The following is an 8,222-nucleotide window of genomic DNA, read 5'->3' on the forward strand; positions in this document are numbered from 1 at the left end:
ACCCCCCGGTGAGACCACCGCGTCGAGGTAGAGCAGGGTCGCCAGCCAACCGAGGCCGAGATCGGTGGCCAGCGTCGCGTAGGGGCCGTAATCGCCCGCACCGAGCGGCTGCGCCCAGCCCCCGACGCCGACCGCCCTCCCACTGGCCACGACCAGCGCGACCGCCGACCCGGGCGCGGCGGCGAGCCTCGACCCGAGCGCCACGCCGAGCCCGGTGGCCGGCGTCACGGCGAGCGTCGACCCGAGCGTCTCGGCCTCGGCCACCCCGGCCGCGGCGGCGGCCTCGGCCGGGGGCACCGGCGACCCGACCCTCGACGGGTTCCTCGACCTGCTGCCCTTCAAGGTCCCCCTGGACAAGGAGATCAACGGCGTCGAGGACATCGACGCCAACCCCCTCGTCCTGACCTTCATCTGCAACGGCAGTGAGCCGGCCTGGAAGCTGAAGAACACCGGCGACAAGAGTTTCGGCTTCGGCTGGTTCGACACCAACCTGGGCGGCGGCATCCTCAACATCGGTCCGAAGCAGACCGTCGACATTCCGTCGAAGGCGCTCGCCGTGGTCGGGTCGCCCTGGGACGCCGAGACGAAGCTTCTGCTCGTGACCGTGCCTACCGTCGGCGTGTCGAACTGCGGCGGCGCGTCGAGCGTGCCGCCGGCGATCCCGGCGCCCGCGCCACTGCCGGTCGCGGCGCCCGCCGTCAGTCGCGCCGTCACGGCCGACCCGTACTACACCAGATGATCATTAGCCGGCTCGGCCCGAGGACGGCTGCGGGGATCCTCGCGGCCGTCCTCGGCGGCGCGGTGCTGGCCGGGTGCGGCGGCGGCGATGGCAGCCAGAACGCCGCCACCAACCTCTCTCCGCAGGTCCGCAACCAGCTCGCCGCCATCGCGGGCCTCGGGCAGAGCAAGAGCACGGTCGTCACCGCCGTCGGCACCAGCGTCGACATCTACAGCGCCCCAACGGACAACCAGCCGTCTTCCACGCTGGCAAGTCCGAACGAGAACGGTGTCAAGCGGATCTTCCTGGTCCAGGCGAAGATGCCCGGCTGGTGGCAGGTGATGCTGCCGGTCCAGCCCAACGGCAGCACTGGCTGGGTCAAAGCCGACCAGGTCAGCGCGTCGGAGACGCCCTACCGGCTGGTCGTGTCCCGCGGTCACCACCTGCTGCAGGTGTTCAGCGACGGCAAGCAGATCGCGCAGGAGCCGGTCGCCATCGGCACCACCGACACGCCGACCCCGGGCGGGCGCTTCTACCTGATGGAGCTGCTGCGGCCGCGTAACCCGAACGGCGCCTACGGCCCATACGCCTTCGGCCTGAACGGATTCTCGACGTCCCTGAGCTCGTTCGAGGGCCGCAAGCCGGTGATCGGTCTGCATGGCACGAACGAACCAAAGATGATCGGCAGGGACGTCAGCCACGGCTGCATCCGGTTGAGCAACGACGCGATCACCCGCTTGGCCCAGACTGTCCCGCTGGGCACTCCGGTCGACATCGTCGCCTGACCTCGCCAGCCGTCCCGGCTCGTCAGGCCGGATCAGCTTGGCCCGTCAGATTGGTCCGTCAGATTGGTCCGTCAGCTTGTCAGGGTGACGGGGGTTCCCGGTCGCCGCCGGCCGAAGCGGGCCGAGTGGCGGCGGCGATTCGCAGGTCCGCGACGAACCCGCCGTAGACCTCGTCGAAGCTGGCCGGGGCCGCTCGCAGCACGGCGCTGGGGTGCAGCGTCGCGAGCAGCTGGGCGTTCGATCCGGGCGGCCCAGGCAGCAGCCGCCCGCGCATCCGGGTCACCCTGAACGACGGCCCGAGCAGCGTCGCGCCCGCCGTCGCGCCCAGCACCACGACCAGCGACGGCCGGATGGCGTTGAGCTCGGCGGTGAGCCACGGCCGACAGGCAGCGATGTGCCGCGCCTGCGGCGTCTGATGGATGCGCCGGGGCCCGTTGCCCGTGCGGTAGCCGAAGTGCTTGACGGCGTTCGTCGCGTACAGCTCGGCCCGGTCCAGCCCGGCCTCGTCGAGTGCCCGGTCGAGCAGCTTGCCGGCGGGGCCGACGAAGGGCCGGCCCCGGCGGTCCTCCACGTCTCCGGGCTGCTCACCGACGACCACCAGCCAGGTGCGGGCCGGGCCAGCGCCGAAGACGGTGCGGGTGCCGGGCAGCTCCGAAAGGTCGCACGCATGGCACTCGGCGGCGGCAGAGGCGAGCGTCGGCAGATCCGCGCCGGAAGGCACTGCGACGGGCGGCATGTTCACCCCGCAGATTCAAGCGGATGCCTGGGTCGGCGATCCAGCGGGTGGGCGTGGCGCGCCACGCGTGAGTTGCCCTCCACATCCCACGCGGGCGCGACCACCTCCGGCGGAGCCCGTCACTTCTCCACCGGGCTTAGAGCGGGAGATCCCTGCCCACACACTCCCTGCCCTGGGACAAGGGTGGCCAATCCCCGCCCGCCGTACCCATCGGACTGGACAACGCCTGGTGTCAGATTCGCGACACGTGTCGCGCTTGCGCGTAAGCCATCCATCCGCTATCTGATCGCACCGATGATGGCTCCGTTCGCCTGGTTCGGAGCTGCTCAGGCTGGTCAGCCGCCACGGCGGGCTGCCTCGTAGCGGGCCAGGGCCTCCCGCCGCTCGACGGCGTGATCGACCACCGGCGCCGGATATCCCTCGGGCGGGCCCCCCGGCAGCGTCCACGGCTCGTGCACCTTCGCTCGCGGCACGTCGCGCAGCTGCGGTATCCACCGGCGCACGTAGGTCCCGTCCGGGTCGTAGGTGCGGCCCTGGAGGACCGGGTTGAACACCCTGAAGTACGGCGCGGCGTCGGTGCCGGTACCGGCCGTCCACTGCCAGCCGTGATGATTCGACGCCAGGTCGCCGTCGACCAGCCGGTCAAGGAACCACCGCGCCCCGTGACGCCAGTGGACGTGCAGGTCCTTGCACACGAACGATGCCTCGATCATGCGCACCCGGTTGGGCACCCAGCCCTCGGCGAGCAGTTGGCGCATGCCCGCGTCGACGATGGGGAACCCCGTGCACCCCCACTTCCAGGCCTCGAATCCGGCCTCCGGCGGGTCATATGCCATGTCGGCCAGCGCGTCGGTCAGATCGGCGCGCGCGGAGGCGGGGTTCGCCGCGAGCACGTCGGCGTAGAACTCCCGCCACGCCAACTCCGAACGGAACTTCTCGGCATCACGTTCCCCGCCGCTCGGCTCGGCCAGCGAGGCCAGCGAGGCCAGCGAGGCCAGCGAGGCGGGGGAGGCGGTGACTCGGGCGAGCTCGGCGAGGACGCTGCGCGGATGGATGCAGCCGTACTTCAGGTAGGGCGACAGCCGCGAGGTGGTGTCCTCCCCGGGCACGTCGCGCCGCTCGGCGTAGCCGGCCAGCGAACCGTGCAGGAACTCGGTCAGCCGCTCGCGTGCGGCCCGCTCGCCCGCCACGGGTAGGCGGGTGGCGCCAAGGTCCGGATCGGCCGGGATGCCGTCCGAGGTCAACCGCGCCCAGCGCACCCCTTCCGGCTCTGCGACGGGGCCGCGCCAGCCGTGCTCCTTCCACGCTCGGTAGAACGGCGTGTAGACGCGAAACGGCGTTCCGGCCGCCGTGGCCAACCGGCCCGGCGCGATCGCGTACGGCGATCCGGTCCGGACGAGCTCCCGGCCGTCGGTGCGCAGCGCCTTCTCGACCTCGCCATCGCGACGCTGCCCGTAGGGTCCGTGGTCCGCGGCGATGTGCACCTGGCCCGCATCGACGGCCCGCGCCACCGCGGGGACGACGTCCACCGGATCACCCAGCCGCACGCACAGCCGGCCGCCCAGCCGCTCGTCCAACTCCCGAAGGCAGCGGTAGAGGAACGCGAGCCGGACCGGTCCAGCCGGGCGGCGCAGCGCGTCGTCGAGGACGAACAGCACCACCACCTCGCCGGCCCCGTCCGCTGCCGCGCGCAGCGCCGGATTGTCGCCTAGTCGTAGATCCCGCCGCAGCCAGCAGACCGACACCGTCATGCGACCGGACGTTAGCCCGCAGCCCCGCCCTCGCCGCGACGACGCGGGGCAAGGGCGAAGGAACCGCCGATCTATTGCTGTGAGTCATCAGAAGATTACCGTTAGTTTATGATTGCCGAATGCAGGTGACCGTCGCCGTCGCGTGGGATCGCGGCTTCTCGGATGCTTGGTCCCGCATCGCGGAAACCGGGCCGAAGATCGGGGTCTTCCTCGCGATCTGCGCGCTCGGCGGCCTGCTCGTCCGGGCGTCGGCACGACTGCTGAACGTGCTGGCGAACCGGATGGGCATCGACCGGGTGCTGGATCGGTGCGGCCTGCCGGCCCTGCTGCGCAGGCCGGCGGCGGACCTTCGCACGGGCGCGGTGCGGGTACTCGCCGGCCTGGGGCTGCTTGTCGTGCTGCGCGTCGCCGTGGGTGTCTTCGGCCCGAGCGCCGCCGAGGACACCGTCACCGAGCTGCTCACGCTGCTCCTGCACACCCTGCTCGCGATCGTGATCATCGCGATCGGGGTCAGCCTGGCCCGGCTCGCTCGAACCTTCGTGCGCGAGGCACTGCGGGGCCTCAGCTACGCACAAGCGGCCGGTAACACGGTGGCCGCCGTACTCGTGATCGCGTTCGGCAAGGCCGGACTCGACGAGGTGGGCCTGGCGACCTCCGTCACGACCCCCTTGCTCTGGGCCGTCCTCGCCACTCTGACCGGGGTGATCGTGGTCGGGGTGGGCGGGGGCCTCATCCGACCCATGCAGCAGCGCTGGGAGGAGATCCTCGAACACGCCGAGGACACCGCCGCCCAGGCCCGACAGACCTGGCGCGCGCGCCACACCGACCCCACCGACCCCCACCCCGGCGGCACCGGCGGCACCGGCACCGGCACCGGCACCGGCGAGGAGGACATCGCCGGGGCGAACCCCATCGATGCGGGACCGGTCGACGCGCAACCCGTCGACGCCAACCTCGTTGACGCCAACCCGGTCGGCGAGGGCCACACCGGGCCAGGCAACGCCAGGCCAAACACCGAGCCGGGGAACACGGGATTGCCCACCGACCCGGACGTGCCGGTCGAAGCGGATTCGGCCGCAGGCCCGGTGCCGCCGTCGATCCCGGCGCCGACGTCGGGGACGGTTGTCGCCGCCGCGCCCCGCCCATTGATCCCTCCGCCGGGCGAACAGGACCCCTTCGAACCCGCTGCGCCCGACCGGACCTCGGCATCCGCCTCGCCGCCACGGCCAGGCGGCCCGCCCTGGCCTACCGACCAGTCCCGATCGCAGGAGCCCCCGTAGCCTGTGGCACGCTGCCGCTTCTACCGTTACGCAGGGACCAGTGGGTGTGCGTTAGGCGAACTACGGCGCGTTCGGCCCCTGGGTGGGGCACTCTGGGAGAGGACGGGATGTCAATGCCGGTCGTCGACCTGAACCACCTATACCGCCCAGGCCTGGACACCTGACCCGGACACCTGACCCAGCCAGGAGACCCGCCGATCGATCTCCATTTGATTGATCTTCGCGGCAAGAACCTCATCAACGTCACACGTGGCGAGCGGAGGGACATCTCGGTGGAGGAGCTCTCGGACATGGAGCGTTCCCGGCTGCTCCTCGGCTGGCTGGCGGCGCGGCGCGCGGTGGACAACTGTCTGTCGGACCTGCTTGCCGCCGGACCCGCGGGAGAACGTCGGGTGCGCGAGTCGTTGGCGCTCGTGGACGACCTGGAGAGTCGCGCCCAGGAGGCGTTCGACCGGTACCGCACCGCCGCGGAGAGCACCCCGGCTCCCCCACCGCGCCCGGCTGGCCGTTGGGCGCCGCCGGCCGCGGTGGAGCGTCCCCGCCTCAATGTGGTCCGCGCCCCGGAGGGCGACCTCGCTCGTAGTATTTCCAACACGAAGAGTAATCATCGGCACCGGTGACGCCCAGCCCGCCATCGGCGGGTCAGAATGGCCACCGTGCCGGCCGTTCGTCGCCGCCGCGTCACCGCGGTCTGGCTCCTCGCCTTCCTGCTCCCCGTACTACTAGCCGTAACTGGCTGTAGCGGGCTAAGTGGCACCCGCCGCGGCAATGTGGTCCCCGAGGCCGCTCCGACGGCTACTCCGACCACCGGACCGGACGCGTTCGAGCGGTCCGGCCGCGGCACGCCCATCCGGATCACGCTGCCACCACCCGGCACGCCCCGGCCGTACCCGCTGATCGTGGCGCTGCACAGCCTGCACTATGACGGCACCGACCCCAAGGCACACTGGGATCTCGACGGCCTCGCCCGCGCCGCGGGCCTCGCCGTCGTCTACCCGGACGGCATCGGCAAGGCCTGGAACGCCGGGACCTGCTGCGACACCGCAAAGATCAATAACACGGACGACGTCGGCTGGCTGCGCGCGCTGATCGCCCACCTGAGCGAGAACTACCCGATCGACCGCACGCGGGTCAGCCTGATCGGCCTGTCCAACGGGGGGATGCTCGCCTACCGGTACGCCTGCGAGCACGGCGACGAGCTTGCCGGCATCGCTGTGGTCGCGGCGAGCCGTCAGGTAGCGCAGTGCCAGCCGGCAGCACCCCTGACCGTCGTCGTCGTGCACGGCGGCGCCGACGGTCACGTCCCCTACCTTGGCTCGCCGTGGTCACCGGTCCTGCAGACGGCGATCACCCCGGTCGAGGAGAGCATGGCGCCGTTCCGCACGGTGGACCAATGCCCGCTGCCCAGCCAGCCCGGCGACACCATCCTCACCGACTCGACCGGGGTGCCCTGGCACGCCGAGCAGCCGCCCGTCGCCCTGTCCGCGGGCCAGTTGCCCGCGCCCGGGGCCGCCGCCCCATCACCCGGGGCGCCGGTGTCGGACGGCCTGGCCGCTCCCACCGGACCCCCGGCCGAGCCCGCGACGACCGCGCCGGTGGCCGTCCGCCGGGAGACCCGGTGCGCATCCTCGGCCCGCGTCGTCCAGTTCCTGCTGCCCTCGATGGCCCACGGCTGGCCGCCAGCCGCCGGACCGAACTCCTTCGCCACCAGCGGGGTGATCTGGAACCTGCTCGCTCCAGCCCGATCGGCCCGCCCCGGGCCCCGCATGTGACATCGCCCCGCATGTGACGTCGCCCCGCATGTGACCTCGGCGGGGTCAGGCCGCCGGGGAGAACGACGCGCGCAAGGCGCCCATCAGCGTGTTCAGTGTCGCGGCCGCGCTGGTCGACACCCTGGCGATGAGCACGTAGACGGCACCATCCGTGGAGACCGTCCGCATCAGGTAGGACACCCGCTGACCCTCACGGTCGTAGGAACCGGCCAACTCCTGGGTCGGCTGGCCGCTGGTGTCCGTCGCCGGGCCTGAACGCTCCTTCGTCAGCCCCGAGACCGAGTCGAACTCGCCCGCCTGGACCCGGGTGAGCGCCGCCGTCTGGTCCGCGCCGGCGATTCGGGCGACGCCGATCATCTGTGGGCCGTACTCCGAGACGGTGCCGGGTTCGCCGTAGAAGATGCCGGTGTTGTCACGACGCTGCTTCCACACCGGCGGGTGGGAGAAGGTCGCCTTCTGCGGCGGGTCCGTGTAGGGGGCCCAGTCTGCCGGCACGGCAATCTGCCCCGTGGCCGGTTGGCCGGTGCTCGCAGGGGCGGAGGTGCCCGGCCCGGCCGCCGTCGGCGCGCTGGCGGCGGCGGTCGCCGACGGGGACGGCGCCGTGGCGGCGTCCGTGGCGGTGCGGCCGCTGGGGCGCACCTTCTCCCAGACGACGCCGGCACCAACCCCCACCCCGAGCGCGACCGCCAGCACCACCAGCGCAACGCCGAGACGGCGCAGGAAGGACATGGAGTCGGCGCCGCCACCACCGTGACGAACGTCGAGCTCGTCGGCCCCGTCGAGGTCGTTGACGTCGTCAGGCCCGGGGAAGTCGCGTTCCATCGACGCCGTGAGTGGACCACCCGAGCGGCGCGGCGTGAGCGACCGGTCGCCGTCCGAGCGGCGCGGCCCCGTCCGCTTCCTGATCATGGTGGGGGGCGAGTCCGGTAGCCGCTCGTCCTCCCGACCGGCCATCGGGCCGCTGACGCCGGTCCGTCCCGGTCCGCCCGACCGCTGCGGCCGGGATGGGCGTACCGCCGCCGCGGGTCGCTCGGAGCGGCCCGGGGCGATGCGGTCGTCGGCGGGACCCGGTGCCGAGCGGCCCGGACGTGACCGGTCGAGGCGGGTGTCCTCAACGTCGGCATCGGCCGCGAATCGCGGCCGTGCGCCGGTGTTCCCGGGCCTGCCCCCGCTCCCGGCT

The 8,222-nt window shown here is 72.3% G+C and carries 8 protein-coding genes and 1 pseudogene; 5 read left to right on the top strand and 4 right to left on the bottom strand.

All coding sequences use genetic code 11. The features are described 5' to 3' along the window. A pseudogene (locus NBZ83_RS27215) lies at positions 1-228 on the bottom strand (hypothetical protein); the annotation flags it as partial. Between NBZ83_RS27215 and NBZ83_RS27220 the strand changes: the two are divergent. Together NBZ83_RS27220 and NBZ83_RS27225 are read left to right on the top strand one after the other, a co-directional pair. After that, positions 215-739 carry a hypothetical protein gene (locus NBZ83_RS27220; RefSeq protein ID WP_261576057.1) on the top strand — a complete coding sequence of 175 codons (525 nt, stop codon included), beginning with the start codon at positions 215-217 and terminating at the stop codon, positions 737-739. The pseudogene NBZ83_RS27215 and the gene NBZ83_RS27220 sit on opposite strands and share 14 nt — an antisense overlap. After that, positions 736-1,503 (top strand): L,D-transpeptidase, encoded by a 768-nt coding sequence (locus NBZ83_RS27225; RefSeq protein ID WP_261570842.1) that lies wholly within the window; start codon positions 736-738, stop codon positions 1,501-1,503. Before NBZ83_RS27220 ends, NBZ83_RS27225 begins: the two co-directional genes overlap by 4 nt. A gap of 79 nt (positions 1,504-1,582) precedes the next feature. Here the strand turns inward: NBZ83_RS27225 and NBZ83_RS27230 are convergent, their stop codons facing one another. Together NBZ83_RS27230 and NBZ83_RS27235 are read right to left on the bottom strand one after the other, a co-directional pair. Beyond that, entirely contained in the window at positions 1,583-2,239 is a 657-nt protein-coding gene (locus tag NBZ83_RS27230) for a UdgX family uracil-DNA binding protein (protein ID WP_261576058.1), read from the bottom strand. A 335-nt stretch (positions 2,240-2,574) separates the two neighbouring features. Beyond that, positions 2,575-3,990, bottom strand: a complete 1,416-nt coding sequence (locus tag NBZ83_RS27235) for a cryptochrome/photolyase family protein (protein ID WP_261576059.1) — start codon at positions 3,988-3,990, stop codon at positions 2,575-2,577. 119 nt (positions 3,991-4,109) lie between these two features. Here NBZ83_RS27235 and NBZ83_RS27240 point away from each other — a divergent pair, with 119 nt between their 5' ends. From NBZ83_RS27240 to NBZ83_RS27250, 3 genes are all read left to right on the top strand, one after another. Continuing rightward, positions 4,110-5,270 carry a mechanosensitive ion channel family protein gene (locus NBZ83_RS27240; protein WP_261576060.1) on the top strand — a complete coding sequence of 387 codons (1,161 nt, stop codon included), beginning with the start codon at positions 4,110-4,112 and terminating at the stop codon, positions 5,268-5,270. 209 nt (positions 5,271-5,479) lie between these two features. Continuing rightward, positions 5,480-5,890: a hypothetical protein gene (locus NBZ83_RS27245; protein WP_261570846.1), complete on the top strand. Its 411-nt coding sequence runs from the start codon at positions 5,480-5,482 to the stop codon at positions 5,888-5,890. 27 nt (positions 5,891-5,917) lie between these two features. Further along, positions 5,918-7,042, top strand: coding sequence for a CE1 family esterase (locus NBZ83_RS27250; protein ID WP_261570847.1), 1,125 nt, complete (start codon positions 5,918-5,920; stop codon positions 7,040-7,042). Positions 7,043-7,087: 45 nt separating this feature from the next. Here the strand turns inward: NBZ83_RS27250 and NBZ83_RS27255 are convergent. Further along, on the bottom strand, positions 7,088-8,222 hold a 1,135-nt coding region (locus tag NBZ83_RS27255; RefSeq protein ID WP_261576061.1), incomplete at its 5' end, for a hypothetical protein.

This window comes from Frankia gtarii, assembly GCF_025403375.1.
In the GTDB taxonomy this organism is placed as follows: Bacteria; Actinomycetota; Actinomycetes; order Frankiales; family Frankiaceae; genus Frankia; species Frankia gtarii.